This window comes from Conexibacter stalactiti (assembly GCF_033542075.1).
GTDB classification, from domain to species: domain Bacteria; phylum Actinomycetota; class Thermoleophilia; order Solirubrobacterales; family Solirubrobacteraceae; genus Conexibacter; species Conexibacter stalactiti.
The window spans coordinates 1-26,385 of record NZ_JAWSTH010000087.1; the positions used below are offsets into that span (position 1 = coordinate 1).

General features: G+C 71.4%; 21 protein-coding genes. 14 read left to right on the forward strand and 7 right to left on the reverse strand.

Annotation, left to right across the window (positions count from 1 at the left end; genetic code table 11):
- Nucleotides 1-1,089 (reverse strand): sigma-70 family RNA polymerase sigma factor (locus tag R7226_RS23925; RefSeq protein ID WP_318599879.1); only part of this gene is annotated, 1,089 nt, incomplete at its 3' end.
- Between the two features lie 69 nt (nucleotides 1,090-1,158).
- On the opposite strand from R7226_RS23925, the gene R7226_RS23930 reads away from it, so the two are divergent.
- From R7226_RS23930 to R7226_RS23990, 13 genes are all read left to right on the forward strand, one after another.
- Complete coding sequence (locus R7226_RS23930) at nucleotides 1,159-2,808, forward strand: carboxypeptidase-like regulatory domain-containing protein (RefSeq protein ID WP_318599880.1); 1,650 nt, start codon at nucleotides 1,159-1,161, stop codon at nucleotides 2,806-2,808.
- Between the two features lie 369 nt (nucleotides 2,809-3,177).
- Nucleotides 3,178-4,206 carry a sugar ABC transporter substrate-binding protein gene (locus R7226_RS23935; RefSeq protein WP_318599881.1) on the forward strand — a complete coding sequence of 343 codons (1,029 nt, stop codon included), beginning with the start codon at nucleotides 3,178-3,180 and terminating at the stop codon, nucleotides 4,204-4,206.
- 8 nt (nucleotides 4,207-4,214) lie between these two features.
- Nucleotides 4,215-5,759, forward strand: a complete 1,545-nt coding sequence (locus tag R7226_RS23940) for a sugar ABC transporter ATP-binding protein (protein ID WP_318599882.1) — start codon at nucleotides 4,215-4,217, stop codon at nucleotides 5,757-5,759.
- Nucleotides 5,756-6,835, forward strand: a complete 1,080-nt coding sequence (locus R7226_RS23945; protein ID WP_318599883.1) for an ABC transporter permease — start codon at nucleotides 5,756-5,758, stop codon at nucleotides 6,833-6,835. Before R7226_RS23940 ends, R7226_RS23945 begins: the two co-directional genes overlap by 4 nt.
- 37 nt (nucleotides 6,836-6,872) lie before the next feature.
- Nucleotides 6,873-7,697 carry an IclR family transcriptional regulator gene (locus tag R7226_RS23950; RefSeq protein ID WP_318599884.1) on the forward strand — a complete coding sequence of 275 codons (825 nt, stop codon included), beginning with the start codon at nucleotides 6,873-6,875 and terminating at the stop codon, nucleotides 7,695-7,697.
- A gap of 10 nt (nucleotides 7,698-7,707) precedes the next feature.
- Complete coding sequence (locus tag R7226_RS23955) at nucleotides 7,708-8,901, forward strand: CaiB/BaiF CoA transferase family protein (RefSeq protein WP_318599885.1); 1,194 nt, start codon at nucleotides 7,708-7,710, stop codon at nucleotides 8,899-8,901.
- On the forward strand, nucleotides 8,898-9,380 hold the full coding sequence (locus R7226_RS23960) for a MaoC family dehydratase (protein ID WP_318599886.1): 483 nt from the start codon (nucleotides 8,898-8,900) through the stop codon (nucleotides 9,378-9,380). The genes R7226_RS23955 and R7226_RS23960 overlap by 4 nt, the downstream gene beginning before the upstream one ends.
- Nucleotides 9,381-9,383: 3 nt before the next feature.
- Nucleotides 9,384-11,045 carry a choline dehydrogenase gene (gene betA, locus R7226_RS23965; RefSeq protein WP_318599887.1) on the forward strand — a complete coding sequence of 554 codons (1,662 nt, stop codon included), beginning with the start codon at nucleotides 9,384-9,386 and terminating at the stop codon, nucleotides 11,043-11,045.
- Nucleotides 11,026-12,093 (forward strand): glycerate kinase family protein, encoded by a 1,068-nt coding sequence (locus R7226_RS23970; RefSeq protein WP_318599888.1) that lies wholly within the window; start codon nucleotides 11,026-11,028, stop codon nucleotides 12,091-12,093. The genes betA and R7226_RS23970 overlap by 20 nt, the downstream gene beginning before the upstream one ends.
- A 4-nt stretch (nucleotides 12,094-12,097) precedes the next feature.
- Nucleotides 12,098-14,407, forward strand: coding sequence for a N,N-dimethylformamidase beta subunit family domain-containing protein (locus R7226_RS23975; RefSeq protein WP_318599889.1), 2,310 nt, complete (start codon nucleotides 12,098-12,100; stop codon nucleotides 14,405-14,407).
- Nucleotides 14,407-15,222, forward strand: a complete 816-nt coding sequence (locus R7226_RS23980) for an SDR family NAD(P)-dependent oxidoreductase (protein ID WP_318599890.1) — start codon at nucleotides 14,407-14,409, stop codon at nucleotides 15,220-15,222. The genes R7226_RS23975 and R7226_RS23980 overlap by 1 nt, the downstream gene beginning before the upstream one ends.
- A 29-nt stretch (nucleotides 15,223-15,251) precedes the next feature.
- Nucleotides 15,252-16,175: a dihydrodipicolinate synthase family protein gene (locus tag R7226_RS23985; protein WP_318599891.1), complete on the forward strand. Its 924-nt coding sequence runs from the start codon at nucleotides 15,252-15,254 to the stop codon at nucleotides 16,173-16,175.
- Between the two features lie 41 nt (nucleotides 16,176-16,216).
- On the forward strand, nucleotides 16,217-17,701 hold the full coding sequence (locus tag R7226_RS23990; protein WP_318599892.1) for an aldehyde dehydrogenase family protein: 1,485 nt from the start codon (nucleotides 16,217-16,219) through the stop codon (nucleotides 17,699-17,701).
- A gap of 346 nt (nucleotides 17,702-18,047) precedes the next feature.
- Here the strand turns inward: R7226_RS23990 and R7226_RS23995 are convergent, their stop codons facing one another.
- The 6 genes from R7226_RS23995 to R7226_RS24020 form a co-directional block, all read right to left on the reverse strand.
- On the reverse strand, nucleotides 18,048-18,782 hold the full coding sequence (locus R7226_RS23995) for a GNAT family N-acetyltransferase (protein ID WP_318599893.1): 735 nt from the start codon (nucleotides 18,780-18,782) through the stop codon (nucleotides 18,048-18,050).
- Nucleotides 18,783-18,837: 55 nt separating this feature from the next.
- On the reverse strand, nucleotides 18,838-20,208 hold the full coding sequence (locus R7226_RS24000) for a DegT/DnrJ/EryC1/StrS family aminotransferase (RefSeq protein ID WP_318599894.1): 1,371 nt from the start codon (nucleotides 20,206-20,208) through the stop codon (nucleotides 18,838-18,840).
- Nucleotides 20,205-20,441: a hypothetical protein gene (locus tag R7226_RS24005; RefSeq protein ID WP_318599895.1), complete on the reverse strand. Its 237-nt coding sequence runs from the start codon at nucleotides 20,439-20,441 to the stop codon at nucleotides 20,205-20,207. Before R7226_RS24005 ends, R7226_RS24000 begins: the two co-directional genes overlap by 4 nt.
- A 78-nt stretch (nucleotides 20,442-20,519) precedes the next feature.
- Nucleotides 20,520-21,590 (reverse strand): hypothetical protein, encoded by a 1,071-nt coding sequence (locus tag R7226_RS24010; protein ID WP_318599896.1) that lies wholly within the window; start codon nucleotides 21,588-21,590, stop codon nucleotides 20,520-20,522.
- Nucleotides 21,587-22,402, reverse strand: a complete 816-nt coding sequence (locus R7226_RS24015; protein ID WP_318599897.1) for an HAD family hydrolase — start codon at nucleotides 22,400-22,402, stop codon at nucleotides 21,587-21,589. Before R7226_RS24015 ends, R7226_RS24010 begins: the two co-directional genes overlap by 4 nt.
- An 81-nt stretch (nucleotides 22,403-22,483) precedes the next feature.
- A complete protein-coding gene (locus R7226_RS24020) occupies nucleotides 22,484-23,296 on the reverse strand; it encodes an SAM-dependent methyltransferase (RefSeq protein WP_318599898.1) in 813 nt (270 codons plus the stop codon).
- A gap of 218 nt (nucleotides 23,297-23,514) precedes the next feature.
- On the opposite strand from R7226_RS24020, the gene mobF reads away from it, so the two are divergent.
- Nucleotides 23,515-26,385: MobF family relaxase (gene mobF / locus R7226_RS24025; RefSeq protein ID WP_318599899.1), on the forward strand; the 2,871-nt coding region annotated here is incomplete at its 3' end.

Genomic DNA, 26,385 nt, shown 5'->3' on the forward strand with positions numbered 1-26,385 from the left:
CGCGGCGGCGGGCTGCGCGGTCGCCGGCACGGCGGCGGCCGGACGCGCCGTCGCCGGCTGGGCTTGCGACGTCGTTCTCGCGCGCGGCTGCTCGGCGCGCCGCTCGCGCGGGGGTCCGTCGGAGATCAGCGAGCGCACGGGTGCGGGGATGCCCTCGACGGCGCAGTAGGTCGCGCCGCCGCCGAGCGCGATGCAGCCGGCGACGGCGGCCGCGACGGTGCCGGGCCGCACGGCGCTCGCCATCCCGGCCGTGCCGGAGTCGACGCGCGCGGTCGCGGCGAGCGCCTGCTGCTTGGCGCCGGAGACCAGGTCGGTGACCTGGTCGCGCCCGGCGGTGAGGCCGTCGGCGACGCGCGTGAGGAACCCGTCGCGCAGCTCGAAGAGGGGCAACGGCAGCGCCACGGCGACGTCGCGCGCCGCGTCGCGCAGCTGCACGGCGAAGACGCGGCAGCCTGGGCAGGAGTCGATGTGCGCCTGCGCCTTGCGGGCGCGCTCGGGCCCGGACAAGCCGGACACGTACGCCATCACCATGCTGCGGCGGCTGTCGCAGAAGCTGCCGTCGCGGACCAGCTCGAAGCGCTCGGCGATCTGGCGCATCGCGCGCTCCAGCTCCCGGCGATAGACACGCTCTCGCAACCCCAGCAGCGCCTGGATCTCGCCCGGCGCGCAGTCCATGAAGTAGCGCAGCTTGACGATCGCGCGGCGCCGCTCGGGCAGCTCGTCGACGATCTCGCGCACGCGCGCCGCGTCGAAGCCCTCGACGAGCGCCTCGTCGAGGCCGCGGGCGCCGTCGTCGGCCGCCAGCGCTTCGTCGCCCATCGGCACCGCGCGCTTGCGCTCGGCGCGCTTGCCCTCGTCGAGCGCCTTGTAGAGCGCGGTCTGGACGAGGTAGGCGCGGACCTGCTGCAGGTGCATCTCGTCGAGGCTGAGCTCGCCCGCGCGCTGCTTCTCCAGCAGCAGCGCGTAGGCGTCGTGGAAGACCGCCTCGCGGTCGGCGTGATCCAGCCACGCGCAGCGGCGTCCGAGCACCTTGAGGACGTAGTCGCGGTGCTGCTCATACGGCGTCGGCCCGAGAGCGATGGCACACATCCGGCGCCATTGTGCCCGTTACCGGCGTTTGATTCAATCCCCGCACAAGTTAATTTCAGGTCGTGAGGGGTGAGCGTGGTGCGTGCTCTGTTAACCATGAGTCCTGCTCGCCGGCGGTGGCTGACGACTGTCGCCGCGCTGGTTCTGCTGGCCGCCGCCGGGGCGGCGCGGGCGCCCGCCGCGGAGGCGGGCAGCTATGCGATCCACGTCTGCCGCACGCCCGACGGCGGGCGCGTCGAGATGGCTCCCTGGGCGATAGCAAAGCCCTCCAACGCGTCGAAGTGGGCAGCCCGCGACAACTGCGGCGGCGGGCCGTTCGAGCTGGAGCTGAGCCCCGCCGGCAGACACCCCGCCGATGACTACATCCTCGCGCGATTCCTTGCCCCACCGGACACTTCGATCGATGCGTACCAGTTCTACCGCAGCGTCCAGCTGGCCAGACGGTACGGCTGGCGACTGCGCGAGCGGACGGCCGCAGGGTTCACCGAGGTGGACAAGTGCTGGGCCACGAGCGGGTGCGCGGGCAAGGGCGATCGGGCGGTTCCGTTCGGGTCCTCCAACCTGCTCGAGGCGAGCGGTCTGAACGGCATCGTCAGCCTCGAGGCTGTGCTCTCGTGCGCGATCACCGACGGCAGCGAGGAGGAGTGCCCGGCGACGGCGCCGGGCGCGAGACTTCAACTGCACGGAGGAATAATTACGATTCGTGATGACCATGATCCGAGTTTCGCAACAACGCCCTCGGGGCCGCTCGTTGACACCACGCGCACACTTAACGGGCGTCAGCCGGTCGCGATCGCGGTAGCGGACAAGGGCGGCGGCGTGTACCAGGCGCACATCGAGGTCGACGGGCGGATCGTCGAGACGCACGCGATCGACGCGCAGGGCGGCGCGTGCGCCCCGCCGTTCCGCGCGCCGGTGCCGTGCAAGCTGAACGCGAGCGCGCAGATCTCGCTCGACACGGCGGCGCTGTCCGACGGCGAGCACCAGCTGCGAATCATCGTCACCGACGCGACCCAGACCAACTCGACCGCCTGGGGCCCGGTCTCGATCCGCACTGCCAACACGTTCTGCAACCCGGCGCCCGTCTCGCGCGCGCTGGGGCTGACGACGCAGATCCTGCGCGGCAAGCGGAGACCGCGCACGGTCGTCACCACGCCGTACGGCCGCCGCGTGCGCGTGACAGGCCGGCTCACGACCCCCTCCGGCGCGCCCGTCGCCGGTGTGCCGTTGTGCGCCGTCTCCCAGGACGCGATCGCCAACGCGCCGCTGCGTCAGATCGGCTCGGTCACGACCGACGGCGACGGGCGCTTCAGCCTCGTCGTCGCAAAGGGGCCGTCGCGGCGGATCACGTTCGTGCACCGCGTCGCCGACGGCGCGGTCGCCGACTCCGTCGTCGTCCGCGCGCGGGCGCGCGTCGAGCTGCGCGGCGCCCACCGCTCGCTGCGCAACGGCGACACGCTGAGACTGCGCGGCCGGCTCGGCGCCGGACCGTACCCGGCGAGCGGCGCGCTCGTCGAGCTGCAGACGAAGCGAACGGGCGGGTGGCAGACGTTCGGCACGACGCGCACCGATCGCAGCGGTCGCTTCGACTACGACTACACGTTCACGCGCACGGTCGGCACGCAGAAGTACGTGATGCGCGCGCGGGTCGCGCAGCAGCCGAGCTACCCGTACGCGACCGGCGGCTCGAAGCCGGTGCGGATCTTCGTCTACGGCTGAGCGCGCGCGGTCACCACGCCCGCGCGCACCGCGGTCAGGCGGAGGCGCGCCCACGCTGATCCGCAGCTCCCGCGTCCAGCTGCTCCTGACGCGCTCGTTGAACCGATCTCCTCCGGACCTATCTCCGGAGGAGATCAGTCACCTCATTCACAGTCACTGCCGAGCAGTGAGCACGACGGCTGTCTTGACACTTCGTTGAGGCCGTGTCTATGCTGGTTGCAGCAGGTAGACGGCGTTTGTCACACGCTAACGAAATGGTGAATTTCACTGTCGGTGTGTGAACGAGCGCCGAGTCGGAGGTGACGTGTCGTCGTGACAGTGACGGCCGGTGGTGTCCGTGTCCGGTCGCCTGAACGGAGAGGAGCTTAGGTGTCAAGCAGAACGCAGTCTGGGAGTCGTGTGCTGCGCGCGCTGACCGCGGTCTTTGCCGCGCTCGCCGCCGCCGGCGCGCTTGCCGCGTGCGGGTCCAGCACGAGTGACGAGTCGGGCGGCGGCGGGTCGGCCTCCGGCGGAGTCACGTTCGGATTCAGCCAGCCGTATGCGGAGGTCCCGATCGTCGCCGCGATCAAGAAGCAGGTCAAGGCGATCGGCGAGGCCGACGGTTGGGAGGTGCTGCTCGACGAGACGCAGGCCGGCGAGCTGCAGGACCAGCTCGCGGTGCTCGACACGTGGATCACACAGAGAGTGACGGCGATGAACGTCGCCGCCTTCGATCCCTCCGCCTACGAGGCGACGGCACGGCGCGCCGTTGACGCCGGCATCGTCTGGACGACGTACGGGGGACGGATGGAGGAGGGGGCAGGCGGCGTGCTGTTCCCGCCCGAGCTCTCCGGCGAGGTGACCGGCAGAGCGGCGGTCGAGTGGATCAACGCGAACGATCCGGACGCCGAGGTGATCGTGCTCGAGATTCCCACGGGCGGCCCCCAGCGGGCGCGGACCGACATTCCGCAGAGAATGATCCGCGAGCAGACGAGAGCGAGAATCGTCGCCGTCCAGGGTGCGATCGAGCAGTCGAAGGGTCTTCAGGTGACTGAGGACGTGCTGCAGGCGCATCCCGGCGTGACGGTCGTGATCGGACACAACGACGACGGCGCGCTCGGCGCGGCCGAGGCGTTCCGCAAGGTCGGCAAGCAGAGCCGTGAAAGAGTGTGGATCGTCGGGCAGGACGGGTCGGAGGACGCCCTCGCGACGCTGCGCAGAGGCGATACCTTCTTCAAGGCGTCGGCGGCGCTCGACATCCAGAGACTGTGCGAGGAGGTCGTCGGGGTCTCGAAGCGGGCGATCGAGCGTGCCTGGAGATCCGGTGACAGACAGGAGTACGTCGAGCTCGCTCCGACGCTGCTGAGCGTCGGCGACACCGAGCTGATCGACAGATTCCTGGCGACGTACGGGAAGTAGGGCGCACCGTGTCGATCGTCATCCAGGGCTTGACGAAGGCGTTTGGCGGGGCGCGGGCGCTCGACGGGGTCGACCTCGACGTCGCCGACGGCGAGATCCACGCGCTCTTGGGTCCCAACGGCTCCGGCAAGTCGACGTTGATCGGGTGCCTGAGCGGGCGCTTGAAGCCCGACCTCGGATCGATGACGATCGGCACGGAGTCGGTGGCCCACTTCAGCCCGCGTGAGGCGTTCGCGGCCGGGACCGCCGTCATCTACCAGCACTTCACGTTGGTCGGGTCGCTCAGCGTCGCAGACAACGTCTTCCTCGGCGCGGAGCTGCGAGCGGCCGGCGGGCGCATCGATCGTGCCCGCCAGGTGTCCGTGACGAGGGAGATCCTCGGGCGGATCGGCGCGCGCCTGGACCCGCGCACGCCGGTCCGCTCGCTGAGCGTCGGCGAGAAGCAGCTGGTCGAGATCGCCAAGGCGCTGCGACATGACCCGCAGCTGCTGGTGCTTGACGAGCCGACCGCCGCGTTGAGCGAGCTGGAGGCGCGAGCGCTCGGACAGCAGCTGCGCGGACTTCGCGCCTCCGGGCTCGCGATCCTGTACGTGACGCACCTGCTGAGCGAGGTCTTCCAGATCGCCGACCGCGTCACCGTGCTGCGCGACGGGCGCGCGGTGCTGCATCGGGAGATCGCCGACCTCGCGCCTCGCGACGTGATCGCGGCGATCGCGCCGCGCGGAGGCGTCGAGGTCGCGCGGCGCAGAGCGCCGCATCTCGCAGACGGCCCGGCGGCCGTCTCGTTGTCCGGATTCCGGGCGCCTGGCGTGGGGCCGATCGACCTGACGGTCGCCCAAGGCGAGTGCGTCGGCGTCTTCGGCCTGCTCGGCTCGGGGCGCACGGAGCTGCTGGAGGGGATCTACGGCATCCGCGGGGAAACCGCTGGCGAGGTGGCGCTCAGCGGCGCGCCGTTCCGGCCGCGTTCGGCATCGGCCTCGCTCAAGCAGGGGCTGGCGCTGGTGCCGGCCGAGCGCGGCCGGCAGAGCGTGTTCGCGGCGATGTCGGCGCTGGACAACGTGCTGCTGCCCTTCTTCGCTCGCATCGGGCGGCGCTGGTGGCGCAGTCGCAGGCGTGAGCGCCGTCAGTTCGCGGACACCGCCGCTCTGCTGGCGCTGGATCCTCCGAGTCCGGCGGCGCCGGCGGCGACCTTCTCGGGCGGCAACCAGCAGAAGCTCGCAGTCGGCCGCTGGCTGACCGCGAGCAGCCGGGCGCAGATGCTGCTGCTCGACGATCCGACGCAGGGCATCGATGTCGGCGCCCGGGCCGATCTCTACGCGCTGGTGCGGCAGTTCGTGCGCGAGCCCGGCCGCGGCGTGCTGTTCTCCTCGTCCGATCCGGAGGAGGTGATGGCGCTGGCCGATCGCGCGCTCGTGCTGGCACGAGGTCACGTCGCCGGCGAGTTACGCGGCGACGAGCTGTCCCCCCAGGCGCTGCTCGATCTCGCCCACGGCCATGCCGGCGGCGACAGCGCACCCCCGTCCCTCCCCACGACCGATCGAGGAGCACAATGAGATTCGACCGCACGTCGCTGCAGCGCGCCCGCACGCGGGCCGCGGCGAGCGCCCTGCTGCTGGGGGTCGTCGCCCTCCTGTTGACGTTCTCGGCGCTGAACGACGCGTTCCTGACCGTCGACAACTTCCGCAACGTCTTCATCCAGGCGTCGGTGATCTCGGTCGTGGCGGTGCCGATGGCGCTGCTGCTGATCGCCGGCAAGGTCGACCTCTCGGTCGGGTCGACGCTCGCGCTCGGCGCGGTCGTGACGGGGCTGCTGATCACCGACGGCGTCCCGCTCCCGCTGGCGATCCTCGCCGGCGTGCTCGCCGGCGCCGTCGTCGGGCTCGTCAACGGCCTGCTGGTCGAGGTCTGGGACCTTTCGCCGATCATCGTCACCCTTGGTGCGCTGACGGCGGTGCGCGGCATCGCGCTGACGCTCGCGCCGGATCCGGTGTTCGGGTTCCCGGACGGGTTCCTCGCCCTCGGCGAGAATGAGCTGCTCGGCATCCCCTACCTGGTGCTGATCGCCGTGGCGGTGTTCCTGCTCGGTGCGGCTGTCCTGGCGCGCATGCCGACGGGGCGTCACGTGTACGCGATCGGCGTGAACCCGGAGGCCGCGTACCTGTCGGGCGTGCGCGTCAGGCGCGTCGGCCTGTGGCTGTTCGTGGCGACGGGGGCGGCTGCCGCGCTCGCCGGCGTGATGCTCGCGGCGCGGCTGGGGAGCGCGCCGTCAGGGGCCCTCGGCGTCGGCTTCGAGCTCGACGTGCTGACGGCGGTGATCCTGGGGGGGATCGCGTTCAACGGCGGGCGCGGCACGATCGCCGGCGTCTTCCTCGGCGTGCTGTTCCTCGGCGTCCTGCAGAACGGGCTGACGCTCGAGAACGTGCCGGCGGCGACGGCGATGGTCGTCAAGGGCGCGGTGCTGGTCGTCGCTGCCGGTCTCGATCGCGTCGCGGTGCGCTCAGAGGCGAGCGCCGCGAAGGTCCTGCTCGGGGCGGCCGGACGCGACCCGAGAGCGCCATCGGGACGCACGGGGGAAGCGGCGCAGCCTGAGCTCGCCGCAAGCGTTGACACCGCCAGAGCAGCTCGGTAACACCGGTTGGTAATGGCTAACGACAGGGGAAATCAGCATGACCTCGACTGACAGCGACGTGACGCCGATCCGGCGTGGCCCGCGGCGCGTCCAGGCCGTCGATCACGCCATCGACGTGCTCGAGGCGATCGCCCAGGCGGCAGGTGCGCAGACCGGCGTCAGCGACATCGCCCGCCGCACCGGGCTCAGCAAGGCGACCGTTCATCACCTGCTCGGCACGCTCGAAACGCGGCGGATGGTGATCAAGGACCCGCAGACGAGCACCTACCGGCTCGGTTGGAGCCTCTACGAGCTCGGCTCGGTCGTAGTGCGCGGCACCGACGTCTCGCGGGTGGCCCGTCCGATCCTGGACCGGCTCGCCGTCGAGACGAGCGAATCGGTGCTGCTCGGCATCCTCGACGGAGACTCGGTCCTGTACCTCGACCGCGGCGATGCGCCGCACGGCTTCCAGATGGTCGCGACCGCCGGGCGGCGCTCGCCGCTGCACGCGACCGCGTCCGGCAAGCTGCTGCTCGCCTTCGCCGACGAGGCGACAGTCGGCGCATATCTCGAGCGCCCGCTGCAGCGCTTCACCGATGACACGATCACAGATCCGGACGTCCTGCGCAGACAGCTGGACGTGATCCGCCGTGACGGGTACGCGACTTGCTGGCAGGAGCGCGAGCTGGGGCTCTGCTCGGTCGCCGTGCGGCTGCGCAACCACCTCGGCGAGACCGTCGCGTCGCTGACGCTCGTGGGCCCCGCAGGGCGCCTGACGCCTGAGAACGTTGATGCGCACGTCGCGCCGTTGCGCGAGGCGGAGCGCGAGATCGAGCAGCAGTTGGGTTTCGACGAAGGCGCCGGCGCTGCCGGCGCGGCATAGGAGGCGACGGGTGGACAGACAGCTGGGACTGCTCGCGGACGTGAGAATCGTCGCGTTCACAACATTTCTGATCGGTCCTGCGGCGACGCAGTACCTCGCCGACATGGGCGCCGACGTCGTGAAGGTGGAGGAACCGCACCACGGCCCGCACGAGCGCCACTGGTCGGGGGCGGGGACGTTCCTCAACGACGTCAGCGTCTTCTTCCTGATGAGCAACCGCAATGTGCGCAGCGTCGGCCTCGACCTCAAGCACCCCGACGGGCGGCAGGCGGCGATCGACCTGTGCAGGACTGCCGACGTCGTCGTCACCAACTTCCGTCCCGGCGTGATGGAGCGGTTGGGGCTCGGCTGGGAGGACCTGCGCGCGGTCAAGCCGGATCTGATCTGGGCGTGCGCCTCGGGCTACGGCTCCGACAGCCCGTACCGCGATCTGCCGGGGCAGGACCTGCTTGTGCAGTCGATCAGCGGCCTCCCGTCGGTCAGTGGGCGCGCAGGCGGCCCGCCGGTCGCCGCCGGCGCGGCGATCGTCGATCAACATTCCGCGACGCTGCTCGCGCTCGGCATCCTCGGCGCGATCCACCATCGCGACGTCACAGGCGAGGGGCAGCGCGTCGAGGTGACGATGGTCCAGGCGGCGCTCGACCTCCAGGCGGAGGCGCTCTCGTACCACCTCAACGGCGAGGGGTTGAGACGGCCCTCGAGCGGTCTGGCGACGAGCTACCACGAGGGTCCCTACGGCTTCTACGAGGTCGCGGACGGTCACGTCGCGCTGTCGATGTCGCCGGTCAGGCTGATCAGCGAGGCGCTCGGCGAGCCGGTCAGCCTGCGCCAGCTCCTCGACCCGGCGGACGCGTTCGCGCGGCGTGAGGAGATCTACGACGCGCTCGCGCCGCTGCTGCGACCGCACTCCCGCGCCGATCTCGTGGAGCTGCTGCGCGCGCGAGGGGTCTGGTGCGCGCAGCTCAACAGCTGGGACGAGATGCCGCGCGATCCGGTCGTCGCCCACCTCGATCCGATCAAGGTGATCGACGACCCGCAGGCAGGCGAGGTTCGCGTCGTCGGCCACCCGATCTCGTTCAGCTCCGGTGAGCCGTCGCTCCGCCGTGCTCCGGCGTTGGGTGAGCACACGGAGGAGGTGCTGGCGGCCGCCGGCTACGACGAGAACGCGCTCGCGCGCCTGCGCGACGAGCGGGTGGTCGCATGAGCAGAGGCACCCTCTTCTTCGAGGATTTCGCGGTCGGTCAGCGCTTCACCAGCGGCGGCCGTACGGTGACTGACGCCGACATCCGCCTCTATCTCGGCGCGACCGGGACAGCGCACCCGAACCACACCGACGAGGAGTACTGCCGGCGCCATCCGATCCTCGAGGGGGTCTGCGCGCCGGGGGTGCTCGTGCTCGGCCTCGTCGACGCCTTCATCGCCGAGACGGTCACGCAGCAGATGACGTCGTCGATGAATTACGGCCACGACAAGGTCCGCTACGTGCGACCGGTCTACACGCGCGACACGGTGCACGCCGAGATCGAGATCGTCGAGTGCGCGCCGCGCGACGAGGAGTGGGGCCTCGTCAAGCTCGAGGCGCGCGCCGTCAATCAGCGCGGCGAGGCGGTCCTGTTCGACGCGCACGTGATCGTCGTGCAGCGTCGTCTGGCTGCCCTGGATTCGATCGAACAGGTGGGGTGAACGGTGGACGACAGCTATGACGTCGTGATCGTCGGCGGCGGCGCCGCCGGCTGCGTGCTCGCGGGGCGGCTGAGCGAGGACGCCGGCACCCGTGTGCTGCTGCTGGAGGCGGGCCGCTCCGACTATCCGTGGGATGTCTTCATCCACATGCCGGCGGGCTTCGCCTTCACGATCGGCAACCGCCTCTACGACTGGCGCTACCAGTCCGAGCCGGAGCCGCACATGCACGGCCGGCGGATCGCCCACGCCCGCGGGAAGGTGCTCGGCGGGTCCAGCTCGATCAACGCGATGAACTTCCAGCGCGGCAACCCGATGGACTTCGACCGCTGGGGCGCCGACGCGGGGATGGAGCGGTGGGACTACGCCCACTGCCTCCCCTACTTCAAGCGGATGGAGACGAGCCTGCCGGGCGACGCGCGCTGGCGGGGCAAGAGCGGACCGCTGGCGCTTTCGCGCGGAGCGGCGGCGACCCCGCTGTTCGGCGCGCTGTTCGAGGCGGTCAGGGAGGCCGGCTACGAGCTGACCGACGACGTCAACGGCTACAGGCAGGAGGGCTTCGCCGCCTTCGACCGCACGATCCATCGCGGGCGGCGGCTGAGCGCCGCACGCGCCTACGTGCATCCGGTTCGATCGCGCCCCAACCTCGACGTGCGCTGCCTGGCGTTCGTCACGAGAGTCCTGTTCGAGGGCACGCGCGCGGTCGGCGTCGAGCTGGTCGACCGCGGCCGCCGGCGCACGGTGCGAGCCGGCGAGGTGATCCTCAGCGGCGGCGCGATCAACAGCCCGCAGCTGCTGCAGCTCTCCGGCGTCGGCAACGCCGCCGAGCTGGAGCAGGTCGGCGTGCGACCGATCCACGACCTGCCCGGCGTCGGCGAGAACCTGCAGGACCACCTCGAGGTGTACGTCCAGTACGCCTGCAAGCAGCCGGTGACGATGGCGCCCGCCGTGCGCTGGTGGAACCGCCCCAGGGTCGGCTTGGAGTGGCTGTTGCGCCACTCGGGACCGGGGGCGACCAATCACTTCGAGGCCGGTGGCTACATCCGCAGCGACGAATCGGTCGCCTACCCGAACCTCATGTTCCACTTCCTGCCGCTGGGCATCCGCGTCGACGGAACTCAGCCGCCCGGTCACACCTACCAGGGCCACATCGGGCCGATGTACTCCGACGCCCGCGGCACGTTGAAGATCGTCTCCAGCGATCCGCGCGTCCATCCGGCGATGCGCTTCAACTATCTCTCGACCGAGCAGGACCGGCGCGAGTGGATCGCGTCGATCCGGCTCGCCCGCAGAATTCTCACCCAACCCGCGTTCGAGCAGTTCAACGCCGGCGAGCTTGCGCCAGGCCCTGCGGTGGAGACCGACGAGGAGATCCTCGACTGGGTCGCGCGCGACGCCGAGACGGGCCTGCACCCGTCGTGCACGTGCAAGATGGGCATCGGCGACGACGCGGTCCTCGATCCCGATTCGATGCGTGTCCACGGGCTCGATGGGCTGCGCGTCGTCGATGCCTCCGCGATGCCGTACGTCACCAACGGCAACATCTACGCGCCGGTCGTGATGCTGGCCGAGAAGGCAGCTGATCTCATCCGCGGCACCACGCCGTTGGCGCCCGAGCACGTCGGCTACTACAGGCACGAGCCTGATCATGCTGCTGATCGCGCCTGACTCGTTCAAGGGCACCTTCACGGCGCGCGAGGTGGCGGCGGCGATCGCTCGCGGCGTGCCGCTGGACGTCGCGGTCGAGCTGTGCCCGGTCGCCGACGGCGGCGAGGGGACCCTCGACGTCGTGCTCGCGGCGTCGCAGGGCTCGGCCGAGCGGGTCGCGGCGCACGACCCGCTCGGGCGCCGCGTCGACGCTCCGCTGGGCTGGCTGGACGGCGGGCGGACCGCGATCGTCGAGATGGCCGGCGCGTCGGGGCTGGCGCTCGTGCCCGAGAGCGAACGCGATGCCGAGGCGGCATCGACCCGTGGAACTGGGGAGCTCATCGCCGCCGCTGTCGCGAGCGGGGCACGACGCATCGTCGTGATGGCCGGCGGCAGCGCGACGACGGATGGCGGTGCGGGGGCGCTGGAGGCGATCGCCGACGGTGGCGGCCTGCGCGGCGCCGCGCTCGTGGTCGCGTGCGACGTCACGACGAGCTTCGAGCACGCCGCGACCGTGTACGGGCCGCAGAAGGGCGCGAGCCCGGTCGCGGTCGAGCGCTTGACGAGACGGCTGCACAGCAGCGCCGCAGCACTGCCGCGCGACCCGCGCGGCGTTCCGATGACCGGCGCCGCCGGCGGCCTTGCGGGCGCGCTGTGGGCCGTGCACGGCGCACAGCTCGTCGGAGGCGCCGACTGGGTGCTGGGGGCGGTCGGCTTCGACGCGCGGCTGGCGCGCGCCGCCGCGGTCGTGACGGGTGAGGGGCGGTTGGACCGTCAGACGTTCGCGGGCAAGCTCGTGGGCACCGTGGCGACGCGCTGCCGCCGGGCCGGCGTGCCCCTGCACGCGGTCGTCGGGTCGCTGACGCTGACCGATCGGGAGACGCGCGAGCTGGGTCTCGCGAGCGTCCATGCTGCTCCGGACGAGGCTGCCATGGCGGCGGCTGGATCGACGATCGCAGATGACCTCGCGGCGTCTCGGCGGCCGTCGACAGCTCGAGATTCCCTGCGACATAACGATTGCGAGGAGCATATGCCTGTTGGCATTGCCAAACACAGAGGGTTGGGGTGAGATGATGGGCACAGGGAATCGGCACGGCGCTGAGGGCCGAGACGGCGCCGCGCTGGATCGGCCGGCAGGCTCGCGCGGCCTCGCCGTCAAGCCGGTCGTCGGCTACAGCGATCCGATGTGCGTCGCGCCCGGCGAGCCGATCCGCTTCATGGTCAGCAGCGCGGCGCCGAGCTTTCGGGCCGACCTCGTGCGGCTGCGCCACGGCGATCCGGCGCAAGGCGGACCGGGGCTGCGGTACGAGGAGGTCGCGAGCGAGATCGCCGGAGAGCACCCCGGCGCCGACCAGCCGTTGCGGCTCGGGTCCTACGTCGAAGTGCCGCACGACGAGGCGCTCGAACCGGCGGCCGGGCTGACGGTGTCGGCCTGGATCTACCCGACGGCGCCGGGACCCGGGCCGCAGGGCCTGGTGACGAAGTGGGCGGAGCGGGAGCAGACGGGATGGGGCCTGTTCCTCGAGCCCGACGGAGCGGTCTCGCTGCGGCTCGACGGCCGCGTGCATCGCTGCACCGCGCCGCTGCCGACGTTCGCGTGGGCGTTCGTCTGCGCGACATGGGACCCGGCCAAGGGTGTCGTGACGGTGGAGCAGCGGCCGCTCTCGACAGTGCCGGACGATCCCGCCGGCTGCGCCATCACCGCGGCTGACGTCTCCGGTCCGTCGCCATCGGGTGCCGAGCTGGTGCTGGCGGGACACGTCGCCGCGGACGGCCCGACAGGGCGCTACAACGGGAAGCTCGAGCGGCCGCGCGTGCACGCGGCAGCACTCGACGCGGCCGGGCGCGAGGCGCTCGCCGCCGGCGCCGGCGTACCTCGGCCGGACCTGCTCGCCGCGTGGGACCTCGCCGGCGAGACCGACTCCGTGCGCCTGCGCGACACCACCGGGAGAGGACGCGACGGGCGTGTCGTCAACTGTCCTGGGCGCGGCGTCACCGGCCACGACTGGGATGGTGCGGAGACCGTCTTCCACCGCTGCCCGCAGCAGTTCGACGCGATCCACTTCCACGCCGACGACCTCGACGATGCCGGTTGGGAGCCGGCCTTCGAGCACGTCCCCGACGCCGGCACGCGCAGCGGCGTCTACGCCATGCGGATCAGGACCGACGCGGCGGAGGATTGGATCCCCTTCTTCGTCCGTCCGCCGCGCGGCACGGCGACCGCTCCGATCGCGTTCCTGGCGCCGACGCTCAGCTACATGGCCTACGCCAACGAGCACTCGGCGGCGGAATACCACGAGGAGCACGCTCAGTTCGACATCACCGCGCATTACCAGCCCGAGGATCGCTACGCGATCGCAGTGCCCGTCACGGGTCTCTACGACAGACATCCCGACGGCACCGGCGTCTGGTACTCGAGCTGGCTGCGCCCCAACGTCAGCATGCGCCCCCACTACCACCTGCCGATCGCGCGCTCGGCGCATCAGCTGTCGGCCGACCTGCACGTGATCGACTGGCTGCACGAGAAGGGCTTCGAGCACGACGTCGTCACCGATCACGATCTGCATCACGATGGCGCCGAGCTGCTCGCACCGTACGCCGCGATCGTGACCGGGACGCATCCCGAGTATTGGAGCGCGGCGATGCTCGACGCGCTGGAAGCCTGGCTCGACGACGGGGGACGGATGGTCTACCTGGGGGCCAACGGCTTCTACTGGGTCACGAGCGTCTCGCCGAGCCGGCCGCATCTGATCGAGGTCCGGCGCGGGCGACGCGGCACCGGTTCGTGGCGCAACGACCCGGGTGAGGATCACCACTCCACGACCGGTGAGCTGGGCGGTCTGTGGCGCGACCGCGGCCGCGCGCCGCAGCGCGTCGCCGGCGTCGGCATGGCGGCTCAGGGCTTCGACCCGGGGCGGCCGTACCGGCGCGAGCCGGCCAGCTACGAGGAGCGTCACGCCTGGATCTTCGACGGCGTCGAGGCCGACGAGATCGGGGGGTCGGGACTCGTGCTCGGAGCGGCCGGAGGGTTCGAGATCGATCGCATGGACCACGCGCTCGGCACTGCGCCGAACGCCGTCCTGCTGGCGAGCGCTCGCGGCTTCGGCGACGGCTACCAGCACGTCGTGGAAGAGGTCGAGACGAGCGACTCGCGCCAAGGCGGAAGCGTCTCGCCGTTCGTGCGCGCCGACCTCGTCTACACCGAGCGCGCCGGCGGCGGCGCCGTCTTCTCGACGGGGTCGATCGCGTGGGGCGGCGCGCTCTCGAGCGACGGCTACGACAACCCCGTCTCGCGCATCACCGAGAACGTGCTGCGGCGCTTCGCGGATCGAGCGCCGCTGCCGGGAGCGCACGTACGCGGCGCGCTCGGAGAGCCGGTCTGATGGCCGCGTCAGGCAAGGCCGGCGACGGCGTCCTCGCGCCGCACGCGGTCCCCGCTGGCGGGCAGTTCGACCTGACCGGCCGCCGCGTCGTCGTGACCGGCGCCGCGCGCGGGATCGGGCGTGCGGCGGCTGAGGCGTTCGCGCGTCACGGTGCTGAGCTGGTGCTCGCCGACGTGCTGGAGGCGGAGCTGGAGGAGACGGCGCGGGAGATCGCGCGCGGAGGCCGCGGGGCACATCCGCTGCGGCTCGACGTCCGCAGCGACGACGACGTTCGCGCGCTGGTCGAGACCGTCGCCGCGCTGGGCGGCGTCGACGTGGTCGTCAACGCGGCCGGGATCGTCCATCGCGCGCTCGCGACCGAGGCGCGGATCGAGGATCTCGACCGCTTGTGGGAGGTCAACGTGCGCGGCCTCTACGCGGTGACGCAGGCGCTGCTGCCCCAGCTGATCGCTCGTGGCGGAGGCAAGATCATCAACGTCGGCTCGCTCGGCTCGGTGCTCGGCCTGGAGCGCCGCGCCGCCTATGCCGCGACGAAGGGGGCGGTGCGCCAGTACACGCAGAGCATGGCCGTCGACCTCGGCCAGCACGGCATCTGCGTCAACGCGATCGCCCCCGGTTACGTGGAGACGCGGATGACGGCCGACTGGCTCACCGCCGACGGCGACCGTCGCCGGCGCCTGCTGGAGCGGATCCCGTCCGGGCGCTTCGGCCTGCCCTCCGACATGGAGGGCGCATTCGTGTTCCTTGCTGCGCCGGCGTCGGACTACGTCACCGGCCAGATCATCGTCGTCGATGGGGGGTGGTCCTGTTGTTGAATCAGATTCGCGGGGCGGAGCGGGGGGTCGTGCGCGACATCGACCGCTGGGTGGGGGTCAACGCGTCGATGGCGCTGCCGATGACGGCAGGGTTCGCGCCCGACCTCGTCGCGTTGCGACGGTACGCCGGCTGGCTCGCGGACCAGGGCGTGATCGGCGTGACCGTCAATGCGGACACGGGCGAGGGAGCGCACCTCTCGCTGGAGGAGCGGGTGGCCGTCGTCGCCGCGGTCAAGGAGGAGGTCGGCGACGAGGTCACGGTCGTCTCCGGCCTGATCGCGGCCTACACGGAGCAGGCGGTCGAGCTGGCGACGGCGCTGCGCGATGCCGGTGCGGATGGGCTGCTGATGTTCGGCATCCCCGCCTTCAACGGGAGCCCGTTGCCGCCGGAGCTGGTCGTGCGGTACTTCGACGCGGTCGGCGAGGTGGGGTTGCCGCTGATCGGCTTCAACCTCACCCCATCGCTTGGCGGCATCGTGCTCGCGCCGGACGCGATCGCCCGCCTGGCCGGCGTCGCGCCGCTGTGCGCGCTCAAGGAGGCGTCGTTCGACGCGGCCACCTACGTCGCCAGCCGCGACGCGCTGCGAGCGGCCGCGCCTGATGTGGCGCTGCTGTCGGGCTGCGACAACTTCATGCACGAGTCGTTCGTGCTCGGCGCCGACGGCGCGCTGCTCGGGTACGCGGGACTCGCCGCCGGGCTCACGCGCGAGGTGTTCGACGCCGATCGCGAGGGGCGCTACGCAGAGGCGCAGCGGCTCAACCGCGAACGCATGCAACCGCTGGCCGAGGTGCTGTTCGGCCTGCCCGTCCGCAACTCGCGGGCGCGCATCAAGGAAGGGCTCAAGCTGCTCGGCGTGATCGACGAGGTCGCGGTCCGGCCGCCGCTGCTGGGTCTCGACGACGCCGAACGGGCGGCACTGCGCGCGGCGATGAAGCAAGCCGGCCTGCTCTAGCGGCCGGCAACCGAACGAGAGATGAGAGAGCACGAGGCACGATGACGACGACGGCCGCAGCACGCACCTACGGACACTGGATCGGCGGAGAGGAGCGGTTGGCGGGCGCGCTGATCGAGCGGCGCAGCCCCGGCACCGGCGGACTCGTCGCGCAGTTCGCCGACGGCAGCGCCGACGACGCGCGCGCCGCGATCGCGGCAGCTCGCGGCGCCTTCGACGAAGGCCCGTGGCCGCGCTTGTCGGGGAACGAGCGCGCGCGTGTGCTGCTCGACTGGGCCGTCGCGATCCGCGAGCGATCCGAGCAGCTCGCCCGCATCGACGCCGAGGAGGTCGGCAAGCCGATCAGGCTCGCTCGCGGCGACCTGGAGGTGACCGCCGGCCATTTCGAATACGCGGCCGGCCTGGCGCAGGAGCTGCGCGGAGACGCGTACGCGAACATGGGCGAGAGCTATCTCGGAATGGTGCTGCGCGAGCCGGTCGGCGTCGCGGGCCTGATCATGCCGTGGAACTTCCCGGCGCTGACGTTCGGGCAGAAGGTCCCCTACGCGCTCGCGGCCGGCTGCACCGTCGTCGCCAAGCCGTCGGAGTTCACCTCCGGCAGCTCGCTGGAGCTGGCCCGGCTCGGCGCTGAGGCGGGCGTTCCCACGGGCGCGCTGAACGTCGTGACCGGCTACGGACAGCCGGTCGGGCAGCAGATCGCCGAGAGCCCCGCGGTCGACTTCGTCTCGTTCACCGGGTCGACGCTCACCGGCCAGCGGATCGCGGCCGCCGCCGCCGCGACGACGAAGCGGGTGGCGCTCGAGCTCGGCGGCAAGGGCGCGACCGTCGTGTTCGCCGACGCCGACCTCGACGACGCGATCGACGGCGCGCTGTTCGCGGTCTTCTTCAACACGGGCGAGTGCTGCGTCGCCGGCACACGACTGCTGGTGCAGGAGTCGATCGCGGACGCCTTCGTCGAGCGGCTGGCGCGGCGGGCCGAGCGACTGCGCGTCGGGGGTCCCTTCGACGAGCGGGCCGACATCGGAGCGCTGGTGCACGAGCAGCACGCGCAGAAGGTGCTCGACCACGTCGCCGCGGCCACGCGCGACGGTGCCAGGCTGTTGACCGGCGGACGTCGCCTCGACAGCGGCGAGCACGCGGACGGCGTCTTCGTCGCACCGACGATCTTCGACGGCGTCACGCCGGAGATGCGGATCTTCCGCGAGGAGATCTTCGGGCCGGTGCTGGCCGTCACCCGCTTCTCCGACGCCGACGAGGCGATCGCGCTCGCCAACGACACGAGCTATGGCCTCGGCAACTCCGTCTGGACGAGAGACGTCGACACCGCGCTGCGGTTGACGCGTGCGCTCCGCTCCGGCTTGGTGTGGGTCAACACGACCATCGACGGCGGTCCGCAGCTCCCGTTCGGCGGCGTCAAGGGCTCCGGCTACGGCCGTGAGATGGGCCGTGCCGGGCTCGAGGAGTACACCGAGCTGAAGAGCTGCCTCTTCCGCGTCGGCAAGCGGACGCCGTTCTTCTCTCTCTGATCTACAGACCAGACGGACGGCAAGCCGTCGAGGTGGCGAAGCCGGTCACGGGGTGCGCTGGAAATCCGGTGGTGGGGCGGGGGCGGGCGGCGGGGGGACGCTGCCCGGCGGCAGCGGCCCGCCGCCGCCCGCCCCCGCCCCCCCTGCGCCCCGGCGGGTCGTCGTGGCGTGGTGGTGATGCAGCTGCTGCGATGTGGGTTGGGACATCCCCCGAGGGGGATGTCCCAACGCTTTGAGATGAGAGCGCCCCCAGCGCCGGGAGACACTGGGGGCTGCCCCGCACGGCCGGGGACCCGCCGGGGCGAGGCCCCCAGCGTGGCGCGCACGCCGGGGGCCGTCTGGGTGGTCAGGCCGTCGTCTCGTAGACGCCGAACTCTCCGACCGTGGTGAAGCCGAGCGCTCGGTAGAGCGGCTCACCCTGCTCAGACGCTTGCAGCGTCGCGGTGATGCACCCGCGTTCGCGGGCGTCGTGCAGCGCCGTCGTCAGCAGGGCGGTCGCGACTCCCTTTCGCCGCGCCACGGGGGCGACGCCCAGCCACGAGAGCCCGCAGTCGTCGCCGTTGTTGGACCATCGGTGCCGGATGGTGCAGAGAGCGCCCGCCGCGCTCCCGTCATGCCACGCGCGGTAGTAGGTGCGCCGTCCGGTGCGCGCGTCGGGCTCGTCGCGGAACGCGCCCGCGATCGTGCCCGGCTCGTGCCCGAGGGCCGCCTCATTGATCCACCCGATCGTCTCGACGTGGCCCCGGTCGTCCACGTCGAGCGCTCGGGGCGGCCTGCGTCCGAGGCTGGCCAGGCGCAGCATCATCGCGGGCAGCGTGGCCGTCCGGAGGTAGTCGCTGGAGGTCAGCATGCGCGCGGTCTCCTTGTCGGTGTCCGGCACCCAGACCGCCCACCTGCGGACGCCGCTCCCCTCGTACGCCGCGCGCAGCGCGTTCAGCTTGGGGCCGACCCCGCCAGGGTGCAGGTAGGTCACCATGTTGACCTGTGCGCTGTCGGGCGCGGCGGGGACGACCGACGCGCGGACGTCGCCGATGACCTGTACCCGCGAGCCGGGCGCGGCGCTGCCGAGCAGCGCGATCACGTCGCGGATGCCGCCGCGCTGACGCTCGATCGACTCGGCCGATACGCGCATGCCGTCACGCTCCCGCTCGGGCGTAGTGGGGAAGGCCAGTGAGGTTGGGCCAGGGTCGGGGACGCGGCGTCTCGAAGTCGCGGTTCATGACGTCCTCCATGTGCTCCCAGACCTTGTGGAAGGCGCGGCCGTAGTGGTCCGTGATGATCCGCTCGGGCTGCGCCCACCAGGCCCACGGGTGGTCGGCCATGATGAGGCCGGATTCGAGGACCTGGACCGTGACGGGGGAGCTGACAGGGTCGTAGGGCGCGGGACGCGTGGCGGGGCGACGGGACGACTGGACGTAGGGGACCTGTCGCCGGAACGCCGCGTTTCCCTGCGCGGGCCATTCCTGCCAGCTTCGGATGGGCAGGCCCTCGGCGCGCAGTGCCGCGCCGATGCGGTCGCGCAGTTCGCGCGGGGAGCGCTCCCAGCCGAGCGCTTCGGGGTCGAGCGTGAAACGCGGGCGCTGCCACGCGGGCGAGCTGCCTTCGGGGAGATCGGGCAGCACCAGGCCGGGCAGGCCACTGATGATCTGGTTGAGCGTCTCCATGTTGCGTTGCGCGGCCTTGACGTGGTCCTGGAGCCCGCGCCGGTTCCGGCCGTCCTCCTTGAGTCCGTAGAGGCGGGCCGAGGCGAGCGCCGCCTGGTGGTTCGTGGCGGCCAGGTTGGTGCCGGTGGTGGGCATCCAGTAGCTGGGGATCTCGACCGCGCTGGTCAGGCGCTCCATCCCGTACTGGATGTACTGCCGGACCGCGTCGGCGATGGCCTTGTTCCCGGTCAGCAGGATCGCGCCTTGGTCGGCGCAGAGGATCTTCTTGTGGTTGAGGCTGATGACCGCGACATCGCCGATGTTGCCCGCGTTGGCCTCGCCGAAGGTCGCTCCGGCGGCCTGGGCGTTGTCGTAGATGATCGGCAGGTTGTGTTTCACGGCGATCATGCGGTAGGCGTCGAGGTCGGGCGGGATGACGCCGTGCATCGAGACGGGCATGATCGCGCGGGTGCGGTCGGTGATCTCGATCGTGTCGGGGTCCAGCGACAGCGTGTCGGCCCGGATGTCGCCGAAGACCGGGACGCCCCCGGCTCCCTGGGTGCTGTGCGCGGTGGCCGGGAAGGTGTACGGGGTCTGGACGACTTCGTCACCGACGCCGACGCCCAGCACGCGCTGCGCGGCTTCGAGCATCAGCGTGGCGTTGGGGCCGAGCACGGCGTGTGCGACGCCGAAGTGCTGCGCGAACGCCTCTTCGGCCTCGCGGATCACCGGCCCGTTGGCCCCGAAGGGCCCGCGCCCGGCCTCCCTGCCCGCGTAGATCAGCTCAGCGTCGCTGAAGTCGGGCCATGTCGCGTGATCCCTGGTGCTGCCGACCGGCGTTCCGTCGAAGACGGCGAGCGTCATCGGGAGTCCTTCCGGGGCTGGCGCAGGACGCCGCCCCTGGCTGTGCGGTCGGGCGCGTAGGTCTCGACCTCGACGAGCAGGAACCGCGCGTGTGACAGGGCCGCCGTCACCTGGTCGGTGAGCGAGGACACGTCGGCGAGGTCCGCGACCATGTGGACCTTGACGGTCAGACGGCTGCCGGTCGAGAAGAAGACCTGGATCTTCTCCGGCGGTACGCCGGACACGGCGGACACGGCGTCAGTGGCGCGGCGCGCTAGGTCGGCCTCATGGTCTCGCAGGCCGGGCGGGACGGCGCAGAACAGAACGGGCAACTATGCCTCCGGGATGAGTGGTTGGAACAATGACGGGAGGTCGGCGGAGCCGGACATGAGACGGCGCGCGAGCAACGCGGCGATGGCGAGAAAGGCCAGGACGCGCGTGTTGTTGATGCCCTCAGGTCTGTTGGCGTGGTAGAAGCAGAAGGACAGGACGTGCACCAGCTCGGCGACCATCGCCGACCCGATGAAGTGGTCGAGCGATGCACCTTCGGCGAAGGCGAATCGGGGTGCCAGGCCGATCAGGTGAGTGAGCGCGGCGCGCAGGTGTCCGTCGATGTCGGGCGCGACCTTGAGCGTGACAGCGGCTCCGCCGCCCGCCTCGGTCATGTCGAGCGAGAACCGCGCGTAGTGGATCTGGTGATAGCTGGCGCGGCAGCTTTTGACCATCTTGGCCCAGTCGTAATGCGGCGGCCCGAGCTGGTCGCCTCTGGGGTCGATGAAGATCACGTCCAGGCGGCCGGTCGTGGTCGCGAGGACGTTGTCTAGCTGAGGGTCGAGATGGGCTCTGACCAACGTCCGACGGTCGGTGAAGAACCCCCGCGCGTGGTCGTTGAGCCAGGCTTTGATCTCGTCCATGCTGGGGCATCGACGCCCGTTGACGGTGATCGAGCGGGCGGTGACGAGCGGAGCGAGGCCGGGCTTGCTGGCGAGGTCGTCGATCGCGCCCAGCCGGGCCGCGTGATAGCGGTCGTAGACCGCCTGCGCGTCGCAGGGCTCGGACGCGATCGGATAGACCTGCTCCAGCAGCAGCCGCGCGGCATGGTCCACGATCCGCCCGGTTCGCTCGGGATCTAGAAGTCCGTCCAGCAGCGCCTTTGCGACCGAGGGGGCCGCGTGGCGCTTGAGCGTGAGCGTGGTCACGTGCGGGTCAAACTCCTCCGCGAACGTGTGCAGCGTGGCGAAGTGACGCGCAGCGTTCAGCGGCAGCGAGCGCAGGTACACGTACTCCCGGTGGAGCTTCTCGTGACCTCGGGTGAGGATGCCGTCGTACGACTTGACGACCAGGTCACCGTCATAGACGACGGTGTTGAGACTGCCCCCGTGCGGTTCGTCGGCGAGGTTCACGACAGCGCCCGGACGTGCGCGCCGTGATCGGAATCGCCGTAGACGAGGTGCAGCAGCGCGGCCCCGACCGCGCCGTCATCGGGTGTGAGGGTGACGTGGTGGGAGGCGGCCTCCAACAGGAGCGGGTCCGGGTCCGGCCCGACCACGATCGAGCTGGCCGCCTTGTAGAACATCGTCAGGTCGTTGCCGCCGTCGCCCACCGCGAGGGCACCCGCCCAGGTCCGGTCGAGGAGCGCGAGCGCGTGCGCGACGCCGCCCGCCTTGCCCTCGTGACCGGCCGAGATGTCCACGTAGACGTTGTGCGCATCGCGGGAGGCGGGCGGCATCTCCCGCTCGGCTCCGAGCTGGGCGTAGTCGCCGACGAATTCCGCGAGCATGATGGGCGCGGTCGGCGGGCCGTCGGCGGCCGGGGGGAGGTCGTGACGTGCGGCGTACGCCGCCGTCTTGGCGTCCGTGATGGTGCTGTGCCAGCCGGTGAGCGTGTGGGCCTGGATACGGGTACCGTGCTGGATCGCCGCGTCCCAGACGTCGGGCACCCACGACGTGGCGTAGGGGTCGGCCGCCCACACGACCTCGCCCGTGCCGGTCGCGACGACGACCGCGCCGCCCAGCGCGACGACGTACGCGGCGTTGATCGCGCGGCCGAGGCGGAGCGCGGAGGGGATCGGGCGGCCGGTGGCGAGGACGCAGGGGATGCCGTCCGCGCTGAGCAGCGCAAGCGCCTGGCGCGTCAGCGGGTGGATCTCGTCGCCGCGCTGGACGAGGGTCATGTCAGCGTCGGACACGATCACGCGGGGCTGGAGCCGGTCCATGGGGTCCCTTCATGGGGCGGTGGTGAGCGGTGCCTGTGCGCCACCGGATCGGAAAGCCCCGTCTCCCTCGGGGCGGTGCGGCTAGAGCGTCGCGATCGTCGCGTAGACGGGGCCGCGTCGCAGCTTCCCGGGAAGCATCGGCTGGGGCTTGTAAGTGCGGGACTCCTTGACGCCGCTCGCGTCGAGGAGCGCTGCGAGCCGGTCGGACGTGCGCGGGAACATCTCGGAGCCGGGCACGGCGTCCTTCCAGGCAGCCGCCAGAGCGGCGGTTTCGGGTGTGTCGTCGGTGTGCGAGGTGGCCAGGAGCGAGCCGGGTGGCGAACCCTGGACGAGGTCGCTCACCAGCGCGCCGAGGTCGTCGGCGGTGAGCAGTTCGGCGAGCGCGGTCATGACGTAGGCGCGCGGCTCGTCGCCCAGGTGCTCGTCACACGTGGTGAGGACGGTGTGGGTGTCGCGTACGTCGGCGTGCAGGGCGACAGTGCCCGAGCGCAAGGCGGCGTTGTAGAGCGCGGCGACCTCGTCGTGATCTACCGTCACGACCCGGATGGATCCGCCTGCGGCGTAGCGTCCGGCGCTCTCCTCGGTCGTCCGGTCCACGAGCCGTTGACTGCGGCTGGGGTTCGGTGGCAGGCCCGCGCCGAGGTCTACGAAGGACGTCACCGCGTCGGCCGTGTTGTAGACGAGGCTGTCGTGGAGGAAGCGATGGGTCAGCGCGAGCTGTCGCAGATCGGGGTACGTCGCGCGCAGCATCTCGGCGGTGTCCCGGTCGTGCTGGAACGTGTCCTTGGGACCGATCAACGCGGACCAGACACGCGCGGCGTTCGGTGCGCCCAGTTCGAACGGCACGCGGTGGTAGTGCGGCGGCTGCTGCGCTTCTTCGTGCAGCTTCAACAAGTGGGGCATCTCACGTCTCCCGTCGTCGGATGCCGGTCTGCCTAGGCTAGGGCGCAACTCCCGGATGCGCCAGATGACATATGCGGCGTGTCCCTATCCGGCCAACGGTTGGGGTGTTGCGTGTGGTTTGGGGGTGGTGCGGGTGGCGTTGGGTGGGTTTGTCCCAGACTAGATGCACTTGAGGGGGCGCTCCTCGGGCCTCGCTCAATCGAAGGGGCGTGCTGACGATCCGCAAGCTGCAGGCCAAGCCCGGCGACCGCCGCGGGGCGATGGCGGCGGCCGAGTACGCCACGACGGAGAACGGCCAGCCCGCCAAGACGGTCTGGTTGGGCGACCAGGCCGCGCTCGACCGACTTGGGCTCGTGCGTGGCACGCACGTCAGCGCCGAGGATCTGGCGGCCGCGCTGCGGGGCCAGCACGTCGTCACCGGGGAGCAGGTGCGCAGACCGGGGACGCGGCGGGCGACCGACGCGGACGGCAACCCGCTCGTCGATGAGAACGGCGAGCGGATCAAGGAGCCGGTCGTCAACAGCTTCGACCTGACCTTCTCGGCGCCGAAGTCGGTGTCGGTCGCGTGGGCGCTGGCCGATCCGGTGCTGAGAGCGGACCTGGAGCAGGCGATGGTGACCGCGGCCAACGCCGCGGTCGAGCACGTGACGAGCACCCGGCGGGTGGTCAGCAATGCGTCGACGGCGGAGGCGTTCGCGGCCGCGGCGGCGCTGCACCGCTTCGCGCGCACCGCCAAGGGCGAGGACGTGCCGGCGCCGCAGCTGCACGTGCACACGGAGCTCCTCGGCGTGATGGCGGCCGGCGAGTCGCGGCTGCGCACGCCGGCCGCCGCCGCGCTCTTCAAGGACTTCGCGATGCGGGAGGCGGGCGCGGTCGGGCGCGCGGTGCTGGCGCAGGAGCTCGAGCGGCTGGGCTTCCGGATCGTCGTGCGCACGGGCAAGAACGGCCGCTACTTCGAGATCGAGGGGATCGACCTGGACCTCTGCGAGCTGATGTCCGGGCGCAGCCGCGACGTTGCCGCCCAGGTGGCCGCGTGGGAGGCGCGCGAGGGCGGGAAGCTGAGCGGGCTGCAGGCCTCGCGCGCGGCGGCGGCGACCGCGGCTGACAAGGAGGTGCTGCCCGAGGAGGAGATCTGGGCCGCGTATCGCGCGATGGGTGAGGCCTTCGGGGTCGACCACGAGACGATCGCGGGGCTGCGCTCGGACCTGCTGGCCGAGCACGACGGGGACGCGTTGCGCGTGCAGCTGCGCGAGACGCTGCTGGCGCGCATGTGGGAGATCGGGCCGACCGCCTCGATGGGGGAGCTGCGCTCGATCGCGTTCGAGCACGACGCGGCCGGGCTGTCGGTCGCTGAGGTCGAAGGCGTGCTCGCGAGCATGCTGGCGAAGGGCGACCTGATCTCGCTGGAGGGCTGGCGGGTCACGACCCGCGACATCCGCGAGAAGGAGCTGTTCGTCCGCGACGTCGCCGTGGCGGCAGCTCAGAGCGGGCGGCCGCGGCTGTCGGAGGAGGCGGTGGCGCACGGGATCGCGGTCGCGGAGGCGAGCCTGAAGGGGCACACGCTCGACGACGAGCAGCTCGCCGCGGTGAGGAAGCTGACGAGCGGCGCGGACTGGACGATCCTCACCGGCTTGGCCGGCACGGGCAAGGGACCGGTGCTGGAGGCGGTGGCGCATGCGCACATGTACGAGGGCTGGGAGGTGATCGCGTGTGCGTTGGACGGTGCGACGACCCAGCGGCTCGGTCACCAGATCGCGGCGTCGGCGCTGACGATCGAGCAGCTGCGCTACCGCGTCAAGAAGCGGCGGATCGCGCTCGATCAGCGGACGTTGATCCTGACCGACGAGGCGAGCAAGAACGGACTGACCGACTGGGGGTTCGTGGCGGGCCTGGTGGACGACGACGACAATGACCTGCGCGTGCTCGGCGTCGGCGACGTCGGGCAGATCGGCGCGATCGAGCTGCCCGGGATGCTCGACGTGATGATCGCCGACGAGCGGATCCCGACTGCGGAGCTGACCGAGGTGCGCCGCCACCGCGATCCGAAGGACAAGAGCAAGACCCATCCGTGGCTGGTCAAGTACCAGGAGGCGCTCCACGCGGGGTTTCCGCAGGAAGCGATCGGGCTGCTGCGCGAGCACGGCGCGATCGAGCTGATGGACACGCGCGAGGAGGCGATGGTCGCGCTGGTCGAGCGGTGGGAGCAGCGACGCTACGACCACGGCATCGAGGTGCAGGACGCGGTCCTGATCGTGCACGGCTCCAACGAGGACGTCGACGCGGTCAACGAGCTGGCGCAGGCGCTGCGACTGCGGGCGAACGAGATCGGGGGCGACTCCGTCGCCGCGGTCGACCGCGGCTATCGCATCCACGCGGGCGAGGTCGTGATGCTGCGCGAGGCCGCGTACGAGCCTCCTGGTGAGACCGAGGACGCGCTTGGGCCTGAGCGGATCGAGAACGGGACGATGGGCCTCGTGACGCGCGTCGACGCCGCCTCAGAGCGGGTGTGGGTCGAGTTCGAGACACCCGACGGCGACAGCCGCGAGGAGGTGGTCGACCTGCGCGAGCTGCGCAGGAAGCACGCCAAGAAGAAGGACGGCGACCGCGTCGCGGCGCTGCGCCTCGCCTATGCCGGTCACCCGTTCCCGATGCAGGGCGCGACCTTCGACTACATCGGGTCGCTGTGGGGGCACTGGAGCCAGCGCAACGAGGAAACGTACAGCGGCGACACGCGCGCGAAGCTGTACCTGGACGTGTGGGGCGACCGCGAGAGCTTCGGGCTGGAAGGCGACGACGACGACCGCTACGAGCGCTTCGCCAAGCGCATCGAGAAGCGGTTCCACAAGCTTGCGAGCATCACCTACGAGGAGACGGGCGACATCGCCGTCGCCCGCTCGCGCGCCCAGCGAGAGCTGGCGCCGCTGCTCGCTGCCGTACACGCCGTGGGGGAGCGCGCGCGGGCGGTGGCGGCGGAGGAGCGCGCGCGGGCGGCCGCGGCTGAGCGGGCGGCTGAGCGGGAGCGGGCGGCCATGGCTCGCCATCTCGGCGCTGGTCGTGGCGATCGCCGTCGCCGCGGGACG